At 69.0% G+C, this 15419-nt stretch carries 15 protein-coding genes; 8 read left to right on the top strand and 7 right to left on the bottom strand.

The annotated features are described in order from the left end of the window. Window positions 1-2: 2 nt before the first annotated feature. The 7 genes from AABM41_05005 (at window position 3) to AABM41_04975 (ending at window position 6234) form a co-directional block, all read left to right on the top strand. The gene (locus AABM41_05005; GenBank protein ID MEK6191671.1) at window positions 3-2285 is read left to right on the top strand and encodes a DNA translocase FtsK 4TM domain-containing protein; all 2283 of its coding nucleotides are present in this window, start codon (window positions 3-5) and stop codon (window positions 2283-2285) included. After that, entirely contained in the window at window positions 2282-3022 is a 741-nt protein-coding gene (locus tag AABM41_05000; protein MEK6191670.1) for a helix-turn-helix domain-containing protein, read from the top strand. The genes AABM41_05005 and AABM41_05000 overlap by 4 nt, the downstream gene beginning before the upstream one ends. 31 nt (window positions 3023-3053) lie before the next feature. Next, window positions 3054-3542 (top strand): YajQ family cyclic di-GMP-binding protein, encoded by a 489-nt coding sequence (locus AABM41_04995; protein ID MEK6191669.1) that lies wholly within the window; start codon window positions 3054-3056, stop codon window positions 3540-3542. A gap of 10 nt (window positions 3543-3552) precedes the next feature. Next, window positions 3553-4056: a CinA family protein gene (locus AABM41_04990; protein ID MEK6191668.1), complete on the top strand. Its 504-nt coding sequence runs from the start codon at window positions 3553-3555 to the stop codon at window positions 4054-4056. Further along, window positions 4056-5468, top strand: coding sequence for a UDP-N-acetylmuramate--L-alanine ligase (murC, locus tag AABM41_04985; protein MEK6191667.1), 1413 nt, complete (start codon window positions 4056-4058; stop codon window positions 5466-5468). Before AABM41_04990 ends, murC begins: the two co-directional genes overlap by 1 nt. Continuing rightward, on the top strand, window positions 5465-5845 hold the full coding sequence (locus AABM41_04980) for a hypothetical protein (protein ID MEK6191666.1): 381 nt from the start codon (window positions 5465-5467) through the stop codon (window positions 5843-5845). Before murC ends, AABM41_04980 begins: the two co-directional genes overlap by 4 nt. Window positions 5846-5979: 134 nt before the next feature. Next, window positions 5980-6234, top strand: a complete 255-nt coding sequence (locus AABM41_04975) for a hypothetical protein (protein ID MEK6191665.1) — start codon at window positions 5980-5982, stop codon at window positions 6232-6234. Here AABM41_04975 and hflX read toward each other — a convergent pair. From hflX to AABM41_04940, 7 genes are all read right to left on the bottom strand, one after another. Beyond that, on the bottom strand, window positions 6224-7543 hold the full coding sequence (gene hflX, locus AABM41_04970) for a GTPase HflX (GenBank protein MEK6191664.1): 1320 nt from the start codon (window positions 7541-7543) through the stop codon (window positions 6224-6226). The genes AABM41_04975 and hflX overlap by 11 nt on opposite strands. Before the next feature lie 32 nt (window positions 7544-7575). Next, entirely contained in the window at window positions 7576-8487 is a 912-nt protein-coding gene (gene miaA, locus AABM41_04965; GenBank protein MEK6191663.1) for a tRNA (adenosine(37)-N6)-dimethylallyltransferase MiaA, read from the bottom strand. A 68-nt stretch (window positions 8488-8555) separates the two neighbouring features. Then, window positions 8556-9116 (bottom strand): dihydrofolate reductase family protein, encoded by a 561-nt coding sequence (locus AABM41_04960; protein MEK6191662.1) that lies wholly within the window; start codon window positions 9114-9116, stop codon window positions 8556-8558. A 12-nt stretch (window positions 9117-9128) separates the two neighbouring features. Next, window positions 9129-9938, bottom strand: a complete 810-nt coding sequence (locus tag AABM41_04955; protein MEK6191661.1) for a TIGR00282 family metallophosphoesterase — start codon at window positions 9936-9938, stop codon at window positions 9129-9131. Further along, on the bottom strand, window positions 9935-11467 hold the full coding sequence (rny, locus tag AABM41_04950; protein MEK6191660.1) for a ribonuclease Y: 1533 nt from the start codon (window positions 11465-11467) through the stop codon (window positions 9935-9937). Before rny ends, AABM41_04955 begins: the two co-directional genes overlap by 4 nt. 146 nt (window positions 11468-11613) lie before the next feature. Next, window positions 11614-12570, bottom strand: coding sequence for a TIGR03560 family F420-dependent LLM class oxidoreductase (locus AABM41_04945; GenBank protein ID MEK6191659.1), 957 nt, complete (start codon window positions 12568-12570; stop codon window positions 11614-11616). Between the two features lie 59 nt (window positions 12571-12629). Continuing rightward, window positions 12630-14711: an EAL domain-containing protein gene (locus tag AABM41_04940; protein MEK6191658.1), complete on the bottom strand. Its 2082-nt coding sequence runs from the start codon at window positions 14709-14711 to the stop codon at window positions 12630-12632. A gap of 195 nt (window positions 14712-14906) precedes the next feature. Here AABM41_04940 and AABM41_04935 point away from each other — a divergent pair, with 195 nt between their 5' ends. Beyond that, complete coding sequence (locus AABM41_04935; protein ID MEK6191657.1) at window positions 14907-15170, top strand: hypothetical protein; 264 nt, start codon at window positions 14907-14909, stop codon at window positions 15168-15170. Window positions 15171-15419: the final 249 nt, after the last annotated feature.

Genomic DNA, 15419 nt, shown 5'->3' with positions numbered 1-15419 from the left:
CGATGGTCAAGGCACGATCGAGGTCGCGGTCTCGCCGCCAGAAACGGGCTCGACGGGCCGCCAACACAGGCCTCCGCATCAGCCGCCGGGTCGTTCGCGAGGTGGGCGCTCTGGCCCTCGTCGTGTTGGCGCTGGTGTCGCTCCTGGCCCTGGCCACGCCGGACGCGGCGGCCGGGGTGACCCTGTGGCGCGACTTCCTGAAGACCCTGCTCGGGTGGGGGTTCTTCTTCGCGCCCGCGCTGCTGCTGCTCTTCGCGCTGATGCTCTGGATGCGCTCGGTGCCCACCGAACGCATCATCTCGGCCCTCGGCGTGGTCCTCGTCACCCTGTCGCTGCAGGGGATCTTCCAGCTTGCGGTAGGCGGCCCCGGCGCCGTCGTCCCGACGGGGGATGGGGGAGGCGTCATCGGGACCCTGGTTTGTGCCCCGCTCGTCGTGCTGCTCGGCAGCGCGGGCGCGGCCATCGTCCTGTTCCTGCTCCTGGTGGTGGGCTTCCTCCTGTTCTTCAACATGACCATCGGGGACGTGTTCGCGGCCTGGTCGCATGGTCGGGAGGTCGGACCGGCGGCCGCCGCGGCCGCGAGCGCCCGGGCAGCCACGGGGCCGGGCATGTCGCCTCCCGCGCGGAGCTCGGCGCCGGACGAGCCGCCCGTCATCCTCCGGCGACAACGTCCCGAGCCGGCACTTGCCACGGCCGGGGCGGGCGCGCTGCCCGGCGGGGGCGTGGCGGTGCTGGACGACGAGAGTCTGACCCACGGTGAGCTGGAATCCGGCGAGACCGCCCACCTGGCCGAGGTGGGGGAGCGGGAGGCGGCCGACGCGGCACTCGAACGGGCGGCCCAGAGCTGGATCCTGCCCGACTTGGGCTTGCTGGCCGATGCGCCGGGCAACGGTCCGGCGCAGATGGACCTCACGGCCAAGGGACAGCTCATCCGCCAAACGCTGTCCAGCTTCGATATCGGCGTAAAGGTCGCCCGCATCCAGGAAGGCCCCGTCGTGACCCAGTACGCACTGGACGTGGAGCCGGGGATCAAGCTGTCGCGGATCCAGGGGCTGGCCGACAACCTGGCACTCGCCCTGTCCGCCCGCTCGATCCGGATCGAGGCGCCCATCCCCGGCGAACCCTACGTGGGGGTCGAGATCCCGAACGCGGCCTTCGACCTGGTGACCCTCAAGGAGGTCCTCGGCTCGAAGGCGTTCCAGCAGATCGCCAGCGAGGGCGACCTGGCCTTCGCGTTGGGCCAGGACGTGGCCGGCCAGCCGGTGGCCGCGGACCTGTCGCGCATGCCGCACCTGCTCATCGCCGGAGCCACCGGATCGGGCAAGAGCGTGTGCGTCAACGCGCTGATCTGCTCCCTCGTCATGCGCAACCGACCTGACGAGGTGAAGCTCATCCTCATCGACCCCAAGCGCGTCGAGCTGGCGCAGTACCGCGGTCTGCCGCACCTGCTGACCGAGGTCATCGTCGACACCGACAAGGCGGTCAACGCCCTGAAGTGGACGGTCGGGACGATGGAGAGCCGCTACCACGAGTTCGCCCAGCGCGGGGTGCGCAACATCGCCGGCTACAACGCCGAGCTGCGCGCCGACGAGGCGCGGATGCCGTACATCATCGTGATCATCGACGAGCTGGCCGACCTGATGATGATGAGCGCCTACGAGGTCGAGGCCACCGTCACCCGCATCGCCCAGCTGGCGCGGGCGACCGGCATCCACCTGGTGGTCGCCACCCAGCGCCCATCGGTCCAGGTCGTCACCGGATTGATCAAGGCCAACATCCCGTCGCGCATCGCGTTCGCCATGACCAGCGGCGTGGACAGCCGCACCATCCTGGACGCGGTCGGCGCCGAGGACCTGCTGGGCCGCGGCGACATGCTGTATCTGCCGATCGACTCGCCGCGTGGCGTGCGACTCCAGGGCGTCCTGGTCACCGATCCCGAGATCGAGAAGCTGGCCCGCTTCTGGCGGGCCCAGGGCGCGCCCCGCTACCGGACCGAGATCACGGCCGCCAAGCGAGATGGCCGGAGCGCCGATGGAGCGGGCGAGGACGCCGATGCCGACCCGCTGCTGCGGCAGGCGATCGACGTCGTCCGCCGCTCGGACAAGGCGTCGGCCTCGCTGCTCCAGCGTCGGCTGCGGGTCGGATACGCCCGAGCGGCCCGCATCCTGGACCAGATGGAGGATCGGGGCATCGTGGGTCCGGCTGACGGCAGCCGTTTCCGCGAGGTGCTCATGACGCCCGACGGGTGGGGCGGGGAGATCGGGCCGGGTGAGGATGAGGCATGACCCACGGCGGCCGCACCCTGGGGCACATGCTCCGGGCGGCCCGCGAGGCCAAGCGCTGGGACCTGGCCCGCGCCGAGCGCGAGACACGGATCCGGACCCGCTACCTGATTGCCCTGGAGCAGGGTGACTATCGGGACCTCCCGAGCCCCGTCTACACCCGCGGCTTCGTCCGCAACTACGCCCTATACCTTGGCCTGAACCCCGAGCTGTGCCTTGACCTCTACCGGCTGGAGGCCACCTCGGAGGATGCCCCGCGGGCGGCTATCACCCCGCTTCGCCCGATCGATGTCCGTCGCGGCGGCGCCCTGATCCTCACCCCCACCCGGATAGCCACGGCCGGCCTGATTGTGCTCGTGGTCGCATTCGTGGGCTACCTGGCCTACCAGTTCCTGACCTTCGCCGCCACGCCGGATTTGACCGTGACCGATCCGGCTACTGACCTGGCCGCCTACGCCGGCACCTCGTACGTGGTACGCGGGGAGACCGTTCCCGACGCGCAGATCGCGGTGGATGGGCTGCGCGAGAACCCCACTTCCACCGCGTCCGCCAGCGGATTGTTCACGATCCGGGTCAAGCTTGTGCCCGGCTCGAACGTGATCACCTTGGTCGCAACCGATCCTGTCACCGGGCGATCGTCGGACCAGGTGCGCCGCACCATCACGGTCACCCTGGACCCCCAGTCACCGGCGCCCAGCGGCAGTCCAGGCCTCGGTTCGCCGTCGCCGCCGGCCCCATAAGCACCGAACCGATACGGCAAGATAACGACGCATGGCCGACTTCTCGTTCGACGTGGTGAGCGACTTCGACCAGCAGGAGCTGGTCAACGCGCTCGACCAGGTCCGGCGCGAGATCGCGACCCGGTACGACTTCAAGGGAAGCAAATCCACCCTCGAGCTGGGCAAGGCCGAGGTCACGCTGGTCGCGGATGACGAGTTCCGGGCGGCGGCGGTCAAGGACCTGGTGCAGACCAAGGCCGTCCGGCGCGGACTCTCACTGAAGATCTTCGACTGGGGCAAGCTGGAGCCTGCCGCGGGGGGCACCGTGCGCCAGGTCATCGGCCTTCGAAAAGGGTTGAACGCCGACCAGGGCCGCGAGCTCTCGCGGCACGTGCGCGAGCAGTTCCCCAAGGTCAAGGTCTCGATCCAGGGTGACGCGCTCCGGGTGTCGGCGCCCAAGAAGGACCTGCTCCAGGCCGTGATCGCTGACCTGCGCGCGCTGGACTACCCGGTCGCCCTCCAGTTCATCAACTACCGATGACTGAGGCCCGATGACTGCACCTGAAGACCGTGACCTCGCCGCAGCTGCCAACCGCCTGGCCGCGGCGCTCGTGGCCGGGGAATGGACGCTCAGCAGCGCGGAGTCGTCCACGGGGGGGCTCATCGGTCACGCCATCACGATGGTTCAGGGCGCCAGCCGCTACTACGTGGGCGGGGTGATCGCCTATTCGAACCTGGCCAAGTCGTTGCAGCTGGGGATCCCGGAGGACCTGATCGCCGCCCATGGCGCGGTGAGCGCCGAGGTGGCGGAGGCCATGGCGGAAGGTGTGCGGAGCCGATTCGATACCGACTTGGCCGTGGCCGTGACCGGCATCGCCGGCCCGGATGCCGACGGCTCGGCCAAGCCGATCGGCCTCCATTTCGTGGCCGCGTGCCGGCGCGGTCATCCGGCCACCGTGGAGCGTCACGTGTACACCCGCGACCGCGAGGGCAACAAGGCCGAGGCAGCATTGGCCGCCCTGGAGCTGGCGATACGAGAGATCGAAGCCGGCTGATGGTTCGGCCCGGCGAGCGGATCCACGTCATTGGCATCTCCGGCGCCGGGGCCGCAGGGACGGCCCTGCTCGCGGCGCACGCCAAGGCGCAGGTTGACGGCTGCGATGCTGCTGGCCCCTCGGCCTACACGGAGCCACTGACCGCACTCGGCGTGGCGGTTGCGACCGGGCACGATCCGGCTCACCTGGAGGGAGTCGACCGAGTGGCCGTGAGCGCCGCGCTCCGCCTCCAGCCCGACCTGCCCGAGCTCATCGCCGCCGGCGATCGCGACATCCCGGTCGTCCCCTGGCAGGCCATCCTTGGGGAGCTGATGGGGGAGCGGGGTCGCCTCGGGGTGGCCGTGGCCGGCACCCATGGCAAGTCCACCGCCACCGCACTCCTCGGTCACCTGCTGGTCGACGCCGGACGCGATCCGACGGTCGAAGTTGGCGCCCTGGTGCCGGCCTGGGGCGCCTCGGCGCTGGCCGGTGGGGGAGCGGAGTTCGTGGCCGAGGCCGACGAATATGACGGCAACTTCCTCCACCTGCACCCCGCCGCAGTCCTGCTGACGACCATCGAGATGGATCACCCCGACGTCTTTGCCGACGAGGAGGCGGTGTTCGAGATGTTCGCACGCTTCCTGGGAGGCATGAGCACCGACGAGCGGGCTGGGGGACGGCTCCTGGTGGCCTTGGCGGAGGATCGAGGGACCGATGCGGTGCTGGAACACCTGGACGGCTGGGACGGCCGCCTGATTCAATACGGCGCCGGAACCGATAACGCGGCAACCGACGTCGGCTTCGATCGGGACGGCACCAGCTTCGACCTCTTCGGCCTTCGGTACCGATCGCGCCTGGCCGGCGCGCACAACGTCCTGAATGCGGTTGGTGCGCTCGTGATGGCCCGCGAGCTGGGAATCGACCCAGAGGCCCTCAAAAGCGGTCTGGAGGGCTTCAGCGGGGCCTCTCGGCGCCTTGAGCTGATCGCGGATACTGCCGGGGTGCTCGTTTTCGACGACTACGCCCACCATCCGACCGAGGTGCGGGCCGCGCTCGCCGGGGCGCGGCAGCGGGTGGGTGGCCGGCGGCTGTGGGCCGTGATCGAGCCCCACACCTTCGCCCGCACGCGGGCGATGTTCGATGACTACGCAGAGGCCTTTCGATCCGCGGACGAGGTCGTGGTGGCCGATGTCTTTGCGGCCCGCGATCCGGACATCACCATCGTGAGCTCCGAGGAGTTGGCCGATGCCATCGAGGAACGGTCAGCGGTGCCCGCCATCGCGACGGGGGATACCCACGAGACCGCTGGATACGTTTCCGACCATGTGCGTTCGGGGGACGCCGTGATCACCTTGGGGATTGGAACCAGCTACAAGATTGCCGCTGAAATAGCCGCTTCTCTGAACGCTCGCCCGGCGGGGGAGACGTCATGAGAGGAGCCCGAGCGGTCCTGCTGACCATCCTGCTGGCTGGGCTGGTGGCGGTCATCCAGCAGGGCCTGGTGCGCCTCGTTCAAGGCTCCGGTGCGGCCCCCGAGCCTGCCGTGATCCTCATCCTGCTGCTCGCCGCGTTCCTCGGCCTCCTCACCGGCGTTGCCACCCGCGCCCTGAATCTTCCCGGAGCGGTGGCGCCAACGTCCCTGGTCATGGCCTGGACCGTCGCTCCAGTCATCTTCGGTGCACTGCCATGGCCAATCTTCCAAGCCCTCGGCGGCGACGCGGCAATTGACCCGACCGAATCGTTGGCCCTAGCCGTCGCAGCCATTGCCGCGGCGATTACCCTCGGCGTCCAGATCCCCAACGGCGAGTAAGGGCCACCTCGTGCGAGGTCAACGCAACATAACCTCTCTTTGCGGAAGCGGTAGAAGAGAGGACTAAGGGTCCTCCCGTACTAGGCCAACCGGGTCATGGTCGCGATCCACGGCCGGACCTAGCCTGCTGGCAAATGAGCAAGCGACGTGACGTCATGCGAGTCGGCGGCTGGCTGGCCCTCGTCTGGGGCGTCGCCAGCGTGGTGCTGGCGATTGCGACCGACCTCGACTGGGCGGACCTGGCGGGAGGCTACGGCCTGGGTTTGGCCATCACCGGTGCCTGGACCGTGGCCGGTGTGGAGCTCCTGAATCGCCACCAGCAGCGGCTATCCCAGGCCCTGGCAGCGAATCGCATCACCCCGAACCAGCAGGGCGCCGTCAGCCGCTGACGGGGGTTTTCCTCCGCGCTCGAGGCCGTGCGATAGCCGCGGCCCGAACCTCGCCCGCCAGTGTGGCCGGCAGCCGCCCGGCGATGCGCACGCCGTCGTCAGTGAATCGTTCGGTCACCTCGCCTGCCTGACGGGCGCGAGCCACCAGCTCCGCACGCGGATAGGGCACAACCGCATCCACATCAACTAGCGGGCCCCGAAGGGCGGTCGCGATCCGCTCGCGCAGCGCCGCCAAGCCCTCCCCCGTCAGGGCACTCACGTAGGCCACGTCCTCGTCGGATGGCTGGGGGCCGGCACGCTCCACCGCTCCATTGAGGCGGTCGAGCTTGTTGAAGACCCGGATGCGGGGCTTGTCGCCGGCGCCCAATTCCGCCAGGACGGCGCCAACTGTCGCCTGCTGGGCGATGAAGTCGGGGTCCGAGGCGTCCACCACCTCGAGCAGCAGGTCGGCACGCAGGACCTCCTCCAGCGTGGCCCGGAACGCGTCGATCAGGTCGTGCGGTAGCTTGTTGATGAAACCAACGGTATCGGTCAGGACCACGTGGCGTCCCGAATCCAGGCTGATCCGACGCGAGGTCGGATCCAGGGTCGCGAACGGCATGTCGGCCACGAACGCATCGGCATCGGCCAGCGTGTTCAGGAGGGTTGACTTGCCCGCATTCGTATACCCCACCAGGGCCACGACCGGGATCTCCGACCGGTCCCGCCGCCGAGCCGCAGTGGCCCGGTGGCGCTTGACCGCACCGATCTCGCCGCGGAGCCGATGGATCTTCTCCCGAATGCGCCGGCGGTCGGTCTCGAGCTGGCTTTCCCCTGGACCCCGGGTCCCGATCCCGCCGCCGGTCCGCGACAGGTGGGTCCACAGGCGGGTCAGCCGGGGCAGGTGGTACTCGAGCTGAGCCAGCTCCACCTGGAGGCGGCCCTCCCGGGTCCGCGCGTGGCGGGCAAAGATGTCCAGGATCAGGGCGCTGCGATCCAGGACCTTGCCGTCCAGGAGCGTCTCCAGATTCCGCTGCTGGGCGGGGCTCAGCTCATCGTCGACGACGAGCACGCTGAATCCGGTCATCGCCTTCTCATCGGCCAGATCGGCGGCTCGCCCCTTCCCGAGGTACCAGGCAGGGTCGGGGCGCGTGCGGCGCTGGCTGGTGCTGCCCACCACCTCGGCCCCCGCGGCCACGGCCAGGCCGCCCAGCTCCGACAGGCGACGCTCGACCGGCCAGCGTTCGGCAGCCGGAGACTCGAGGGCGACCAGGAAGGCGCGCTCGATGGGCGGGGCGACCTCCACCGTGCGCGTGGCGGATCGGCTCATCGAGTCCAGGCGGCGATCATCTGGCGGCCATCCTAGCCGACGAGGAGCCGATTCAGGAGCTCGCTCCCCTGCCGAACCAGCTCCGGATCGTCGGCGGGCTGATCCCCGGCATCCATCCACAGCACGCGGCGATCGCGCCGGAACCAGCTGAGCTGGCGGCGGGCGTAGCGTCGGACACGCCGGGCCGTGGTCTCGATCGCCAGCTCCAGGCTCCACTCCCCCGCCAGGTGGCGGGCCGCCTCGGCGTAGCCGTGGCCGGTGAGCGCGGGCAAGGCAGGGTCGAGGCCACGCTCCAGCAAAGCCCGGGTCTCGTCCAGCAGACCGGCCTGGAACATGGCCGACGCCCGCTCCCCGATCCGTCGGTCCAGGATGGTCAGCGGTCGCCGGAGGCCGAGCAGAGCCGTCATTCCCGGGTATGGGTCCGCCCCGACCGTGTCGGCGGCGGCCGCACCTGCGAGCTCGGCCCGTTCCAGGGCCCGGAGCACCCGGCGCGGGTTGCGCAGGTCGGTCCGAGCCGCGCTGGCCGGGTCCAGGCGGCCCAGCCGTTGGGCCAGCACCCTCAGACCCTCGGCCTCGAGCTCATCAGCGAGCCTGCGACGGACCTCGGGGCTCCAGGGCTGGCTGGCGAAGTCGAAGCCATCGACCAGCGCCATCACGTACAGACCGGTGCCGCCGACGACCAGCGGGAGCCGGCCGCGAGCGGCGATCTCCGGAATCAGGGTCCGGGCTCGCTCCGCCCACTGCGCGACGGTGAATGGCTCGGACGGATCGACGAGGTCCAAGAGGTGGTGCGGCACGCGCCGCCGACCCGCCTCGCCGACCTTCGCCGTCCCGACATCCATGCCGCGGTACACCTGGCGCGAGTCGGCGACGAGGATCTCGCAGCTCACCCGGTCGGCGAGGGCGAGAGATAGATCGGTCTTGCCCGCTGCGGTCGGTCCCACCACCGCGGCAAGCGGCTGCGGCGGCCTCCGTCGCTTGGTGGGGCGTGCCGTGATCGGTTTTCCAGGTGCTACGCCGCGGCGTAGCCCAGGTAGATGACGCCCGATTCGAATGTCCGTGTTTCGGTCAGCCGGAGGCGGATCGGGTCCTCGAGCGCCGGGAAGAACGGCGTGCCAGCGCCAAGGATGACCGGGTGGACGAGCAGCCGATACTCGTCGACCAGCCCTCGCCGGATGAACGCCGAGGCCAGGGTCGGGCCGCCGACGTCGAGATCGCGGTCAAACTCGGTACGGAGCCGCGCGAGCTCGTCGCCAACGTCCCCGCGCACAAGCCGGCTGTTCCACTCGACCGAAGGAAGGGTGGACGAGAAGACGACCTTCGGCGTCTCGATCCAGATCCGGGCGAAGTCGCGCTCGACCTCGGTTGCCGCTGGGTCGGATCCCGCGGTCGGCCAATACCCCGCCATCAGCTCGTACATCCGTCGACCGTAGAGGGATGCATCGAGTTCCCGAGCGAGATCGTTGAACCACGCGTGGAGCTCATCATCGACGGACGCCCAGTCCAGGCTGTGGTCGGGCGTTTCAACGTACCCGTCGAGCGACACGTTCAGGGAGTAGATGAGCTTGCCCATCGGTCAGATCGGTCAGACCTCGACCAGGCGCTGGACAAGGCTGATGCTGATCGCCTTACCGGTCTGCCGATCGGCCTCGATCAGGGCCGCGTTGAGGCTCACCGGGCCCTCCGCGACCTCGAACCGAGTGGGCAGGTGGCGGAGGAAGCGAGGCAGGACGGTGTCCAGCCGGAAGCCGATGACCGAGTCGCGGGGACCGGTCATGCCGACGTCGCTGATGTAGGCGGTGCCCTCGGGCAGGACCCGCGCATCGGCGGTCGGGACGTGGGTGTGGGTGCCGACCACGGCCGTGACGCGCCCGTCGAGGTGCCAGCCCATGGCGTTCTTTTCGGAGGTGATCTCGCAGTGGAAGTCGACGAAGCGCAGGGCCGGCAGCGGCTCGGCCGCCCCATCCAGGAGAGCGTCGGCCAGGGTGAACGGCGAGTCGAGCTGGTTCATGAATACCCGGCCCATGAGGTTGATGACCGCCACCGGCTCCCCGTCCGCCAGGCGGTGGATCAGCCAGCCCCGTCCCGGCGCGTCGTCGGGGTAGTTGGCCGGGCGCAGCACGGGCCGATCGGTGTCGAGGTAATCGTAGATCTCGCGCTTGTCCCAGATGTGGTTGCCACTGGTCAGGACGTCGATCCCCGAGCTCAGCAGCTCTTCGGCCAGGGACGGGGTCAGCCCGGCGCCGGCGGCCACGTTCTCGCCATTCGCGATGACCATGTCCAGGTCCAGCTCAGCGCGGAGGTCCGGCAGGGCGTGCTCGATGGCCAGCCGGCCGGGCTTGCCGATGATGTCGCCGATGACCAGGCACCGCATCCGCGCGGCGCGATCGGTCATCGGGCGTAATCCACGGCGCGCGTCTCGCGGATGACGGTGACCTTGATCTGGCCGGGGTACTGGAGCTGCTCCTCGATCTTGCGCACCACATCTCGCGCCAGCCGCGACGAGGCGCTGTCGTCGATTTCGCCGGGATGGACCAGGATGCGCACCTCGCGACCGGCCTGGATGGCATAGCAGCGCTCGACCCCCGGGAAGCTGAGCGCGATCTGCTGGAGGTCGTCGAGGCGCTTGATGTAGCTGTCCAGGGCCTCGCCTCGGGCCCCGGGGCGGGAAGCGCTGATGGCGTCCGCGATCTGGACCACGGTGGCCTCGATCGACTCCTGCTCGACCTCCTGGTGGTGGGCGGCGATAGCGTTGCAGACCGTCGCCAGGACGCCGAAGCGCGCCGCGATGTCGGCGCCGATCTGCGCATGCGGCCCCTCGACCTCGTGGTCGACCGCCTTGCCGATGTCGTGCAGCAGGCCGCCCTTCTTGGCCTCGGCCACGTTGGCGCCCAGCTCGGCGGCCAGCATCGCGGCCAGGCGCGAGGTCTCGATGCAGTGGTTCAGGACGTTCTGGCCGTAGCTGGTCCGGTATTTCAGGCGGCCGAGGAGGCGGATGAGCTCGGCATGCAGGCCCGGCACGGCCGCGTCGTAGGCGGCCTGCTCCCCGGCCTGGCGCATGACGACCTCGATCTCCAGGCGACACTTGGCGACGGTCTCCTCGATCCGACCGGGGTGGATCCGGCCGTCGGCAATGAGCTTAGCGAGCGCCATGCGGGCCACTTCCCGGCGCACCGGGTCGAAGCCGGACAGGACAACCGCCTCGGGGGTGTCGTCGATGATGAGGTCGACCCCGGTGGCCTGCTCCAGGGCCCGGATGTTGCGGCCCTCGCGGCCGATGATGCGGCCCTTCATCTCGTCGTTGGGGAGATGGACGACGGTCACGGTCGCTTCCGAGGTGTGGTCGGCCGCCATGCGCTGCATGACGGTGGTCAGGATCCGCCGCGACCGCTCTTCACCGTCCTCGGTGGCGTGTCGCTCGATCTCCCGAACGCGATGGGCGGCCTCGGCCTGCGCTTCCTCCTCGATGTCGCGGATCAGCGCCTGTCGGGCCTCGGAGGCGGACAGGCCGCCAATGTGCTCCAGCGACGTCAGCTGCTGGGCGCGGAGGGCCGCCAGGCGGACCTTCTCGGCGTCCAGCTCCCCAACCCGCTCCTCGGCCTGCGCCTCGCGGCGCTCGAGGGACTCGGCCTTGCGATCCACGCCCTCGGATCGGTCCAGCAAGAGCCGTTCCTGGCGCTGCAGATCGGTTCGCCGCTGGCGGGCTTCCTCCTCGGCCGCCCGCTGGACCTGGAGCACTTCGTCCTTGCCCTCGAGGATGATCTCCTTCTGCTTGGTCCGCGCGTCGGCGACCAGGCGCTCGGCGTACGACTCCGCGTTTCGGACCTTGGTGGCCGTCAGCAGGCGACGCACGACGTAGCCGGCGATCAAGCCGAGGATGCCGGCGATGAGCGCAATGGCGCCCACGGCCATGGAGTCGGGCATCGACTCCTCCTGTCAAGAGCTCGTTCTCGGGCTGGCGCTGCCCTGGCGCGCCCGTTGATTGCTGTCATCAGACCGATGACGGACCGCGGTCTGTCGATCGGTGGCGGGTACTGTACTCCAACTCGGCGCCCCGGTCCCCGGGCCGGTCAGGCCGAAGCGAGGCGTCCCAGGAGCGCGATCATGTCCAGGTCACGGGGGAGGAAGTCCTGGAGCATGATCCGCTGGGCCCCGGCGACCTCCAGCTCGCGGATTCGCGCGGCCGCCTGGTCCGGCGTCCCGAGAATCCACCGATCGCGCCGCTCGGCCAGCCAGGCCGTGGCATCGGCGCCGGCATCCGCACCGAAGGCCGCCAGTTGAGCGGCCACGCGTTCGCGCAGCTCGCCCTCCGACTCGGCCACCAGCACGCCGACCATGGCTGAGTACACGACCTCGTCCGGGTCGCGACCGATGGCCGCGCAGGCGGCGCGGACGCGGCCGAACGAGTCCCGCACCCGCTCCGGCGTCGCGGACGACCGGTTGAACTCGTCGGCGTAGGTTGCCACCAGGCGCGCCTGGCGCGGCCCGCCGTCGCCGCCCAGGATGAGATGGGGATGGCGCCGTCCCGAGAACGTGGGGCGCGGGCGGAACAGGGCGTCGCGGACTTGCCAGTGACGGCCGTCGAATCCCCAGCCGTCCGGCTCGGTCCACAGGCCGTGGACGATGGCAAGCGCCTCCTCCAGACGGTCGTAGCGCTCGCGCAGGGACGGAAACGGAATGCCGAGCGCGGCGTGCTCCTCCGCGTTCCAGCCGGCCCCGATGCCGACGTCGAGCCGCCCGCCGCTCATCTCGTCCACGGTGGCCACGACCTTGGCAAGGTTGCCAGGGACACGGAAGGTGACCGGGGACACGAGCGCGCCGATCCGGATGGTCGTCGTCTCGCGGGCGAGTCCGGCCAGCGTGGCCCACGCGTCGGTGCTCGGCTGGTCGGGCGGGCCGGGGAAGCCGCGGTAGTGGTCCGAGCGGAAGAAGGCTTCCAGGCCCGCCGACTCCGCCGCGCGGGCCGCGGCCAGGATGTCGGCGTAGCTGAGCCCCTGCTGGGGCTCGGTCATGAGGGCGAAACGCATGGCCGACACAGGGTAGCCCCATGGCCTCCCTCGCGAGAATCCCGCTGGGCCTGTCGGTCCTATGCGGCGCTGGGTGCTATGGATTGCTCCATGCGGTCTGAGCCAAGGCGCTGAGCCAGATCACGCGCGAACTGCGTTGCGAGGGTGTCCGGATGAAGCGGTCGCGCGAAGAAGAAACCCTGGGCCAGCTCGCAGCCAGCGGCCTTCAAGCGTTGGACTTGGTCGCGACGCTCGACACCTTCCGCGACCACCTGGAGGCCGAGTGCCTTGCCGAGCGAAATGATCGCCTCAGTCAGGATCCAGCGCGCGTCGCTGGGGTCGCCCACACCGACGAAACCCGATGCGATCTTCAGGATGTCGATCGGGAAACGGTGCAGATAGCTGAGCGATGAGTATCCGGTACCAAAGTCGTCAAGGGCCACCCGGATCCCGAGTGCCCGCAGTTCGCCGATGACCGCAATGGCGGCTTCCGCGTCGTGGAGCAGGACGCTCTCAGTAACCTCCAGTACCAGACGGTCGGGCATCAAACCGGATCTGGCGATTGCGCCGCGTACGTCATCAGGCAGCGTAGGATGCAGAAGCTGCCGTGCGGACAGGTTGACGGCAATCCAAGGTGCCGCGGATTCATCGCTGGATCCCCAGCGCGCGGCTTGCCGGCAAGCTTCATCGAGCACCCATCGCCCGATTGGCACAATGATCGCGCCTTCCTCTGCGGCCGCGATGAAATCGTCAGGCTCGACCTCGCCTCGCGTCGGGTGATTCCATCGGAGCAACGCCTCGGCGCCGAGGATCGCACCAGACTCCAAGGAGACGACGGGCTGATAACGTAGCTCGAACTCCCCAAGGTCGACCGCACGGCGGAGCTCCTTCCCAGCGTCGTGCCGCGAACGAACACTCTTCAGCATCGAGGCCTTGTAAATCGCCCAGCGACCCTTGCCCGCCGCTTTGGCGCTGTACATGGCCACGTCGGCCTGGCGCAGGAGATCCTCAGCGGAGTCGCCCTGCGATCCCGCCGCGATGCCGATGCTCGCGGTCATATGCGTCTGGATGTCTCCCAGCACGAACGGCTGCCCGATGGAGTCTGCAATCCTCTGCGCAACCCGCTCGGCGTTCGACAGGGCAGCGCCGTCGTCCACCAGGATGGCGAACTCATCCCCCCCGAGGCGGGCAGTGAGATCGGACCCGCGCGTGCACAGATTGAGCCTCCTCGCGACCTCGATGAGCATGGCATCCCCCGCTTCGTGGCCGTACGTGTCGTTCACGAACTTGAAGTCGTCCAGGTCCACGAACATCACCACGGACCGCCCGCCGTGGACGGTCGCCGCCAGCCGCGCATCGACGTTCTCTCGGAAAAGACTACGGTTAGCCAGCTTCGTCAAGCCGTCATGGAACGCCTGGTGCTTGAGCTCGTCCTGGAGCACGGAGAGCTTCGTCAGCGAGCGCTCCAGCTGCCCGTTCTCCAATGCCGTTCCGGCATGGCTGGCTACGGTGGCATACAGACGAAGATCCTCGGCCGTGAAGGTGGTGACGTCACCCAGCCGGTTGGTCACCACCATAGCGCCGACAATGCCGCCATCGGCGCCGAGAGGTGCGATCATGGCGTCCCGGACCTCCCGTCCTTCGCCCAATTCGAGGGCGGTTGAGTTGAGGAGGAACGCCTTTCCATCATCTGCCAGGTGCCGGTGCAGTGGTTTCCAGATCGATGGATCGCCCGGGGCCATGATGGCCGTCCGGTCATCTGCCACCGACGTGACGAGATACTCGTCCGATGGATCCGACGGGAAGATGACGATTTCCGCTCGCTCTGCGCGGAACATGGTTCGACTGTGGTACAGGAGCTGAACGAGCGCCGAGTCAAGCTCCGGGGTGCGTTGCAGGATGCGGGTCGACTCGTAGAGCAGCTCCAATGATTCGTGCTGCTGTCGCGCTCCAATGAAGGCGCGGTAACCAAAGAAGAGCGTCGCGACGGGGACCACCAGAAGCCACGCCGCTCGTGGTTCGGCAATGACGATGATGACCCCCAGTAAGGCAACGCTCGTATTCGTGGCGGCGACGACCGATGAAACGCCCAACATCTGCCGCAGCTTGCGGAATCCCAGGCTGCCCTCCGAAACGGTGAGAGCGGCGGCCACCGCGAACACGCCGACGAGGTTCGCGATACCCGCGCCGAGGAACGCGGCGAACCACCAAGCCGGGTCGGTCAAGGGGCCCGAGCCGACGAGATGGAAGACCCCAAGCCCAACGCTCGAGGACAGCGCAAATGAACCGATGTTGAAGGCGAGCTTCACCGGCGGCTGGCGTCGGTGAAGGGTCAGGGCCACGGCAGACCCGATCGCTTGGGCGATCACGACATCCAGTGGCGCAGCGAGAAACATCCCGATCACCAACGGCAGTTCGTTCAACGAGAACGTGTGGGCGCCACGCCGGAAGTGGAAATGGATGACACGCGCTTCGGCGGCCCAGAAACCCACGGCCAAGACGAACCATGGCAGCTGCCAGGTCCCGTCCACAGCCGTCAGCCGCGGGAGGACCAGAGCCGCCAGGCCAAGCGCAGCGGCATCGATCGCGAGAACAAGAACCCAAACCCGAAGCTGCCGTGACATGGACCGCAGCCTACGGGTGCGTCCGCCGCTTACCGAGATCCCAATTGTCCTCGCACCGCCAGGACCACGGAGGAGCTGGCGCCTCGTCCAAGCGCCCAGCTGGGCCTGCAAGCGTCGCAAGGCTGTCGCCTGCTCACCGTGTCCTAGTACCAACCCCCCGTGCTCCAGCTGTTGCCGGACCACGAGTTTCCGCTCCAGCTGTTGCCGGACCACGAGTTTCCGCTCCAGCTGTTGCCGGACCACGAG

Source organism: Chloroflexota bacterium, from assembly GCA_038040195.1.
Lineage (GTDB): Bacteria > Chloroflexota > Limnocylindria > QHBO01 > QHBO01 > DASTEQ01.
This window is presented reverse-complemented; position numbering and strand designations above follow the sequence as displayed.